Source organism: Methanobrevibacter filiformis, assembly GCF_001639265.1.
Taxonomy (GTDB): domain Archaea; phylum Methanobacteriota; class Methanobacteria; order Methanobacteriales; family Methanobacteriaceae; genus Methanacia; species Methanacia filiformis.
Map to the genome: position 1 here is coordinate 1 of NZ_LWMT01000180.1, position 800 is coordinate 800.

1 pseudogene is annotated in these 800 nt (G+C 34.1%); it reads right to left on the reverse strand.

Annotation, left to right across the window (positions count from 1 at the left end):
• A pseudogene (locus MBFIL_RS04790) lies at positions 1 to 800 on the reverse strand (DUF11 domain-containing protein); the annotation flags it as partial.

The following is an 800-nucleotide window of genomic DNA, read 5'->3' on the forward strand; positions in this document are numbered from 1 at the left end:
ACCATTACCAATAATAACAACAGTAATACTCAAAGCAACACTCTCACCAGCACCAAGAGACCCAATAGACCAAACACCAGTAACATCATCATAAGAACCATTACTACCTACAAAACTCAAAACACTAATATTCAACAAATCAGTCACATATACACCAGTAGCATTACCAGAACCATTATTAGACACAATAATAGTATAAGTAATAACATCACCAATATTCGCTGACCCAGTAGTGTTAGAAACCTTAACAACACTCACATTAACATTATTATTTACATTAATAGTTTCATTATCAGACCCATTATCCACATTAGTATTATTCTGATCCACAGACACACTCGCAATGTTAGTAACCGTACCATTACCAATAATAACAACAGTAATACTCAAAGCAACCGTTTCACCAGCACCAAGAGACCCAATAGTCCAAACACCAATATTATTATCATAAGAACCATTACTACCTACAAAACTCAAAACAGTATTGTTCAACAAATCAGTCACATATACACCAGTAGCATTACCAGAACCATTATTAGACACAATAATAGTATAAGTAATAACATCACCAATATTCGCTGACCCAGTAGTATTAGAAACCTTAACAACACTCACATTAACATTATTACTCACATTAATAGTTTCATTATCAGACCCATTATTGGTGTTAGTATTATTCTGATCCACAGTCACACTCGCAGTATTAATAACTGTACCATTACCAATAATAACAACAGTAATACTCAAAGCAACACTCTCACCAGCACCAAGAGACCCAATAGACCAAACACCAGTAACAT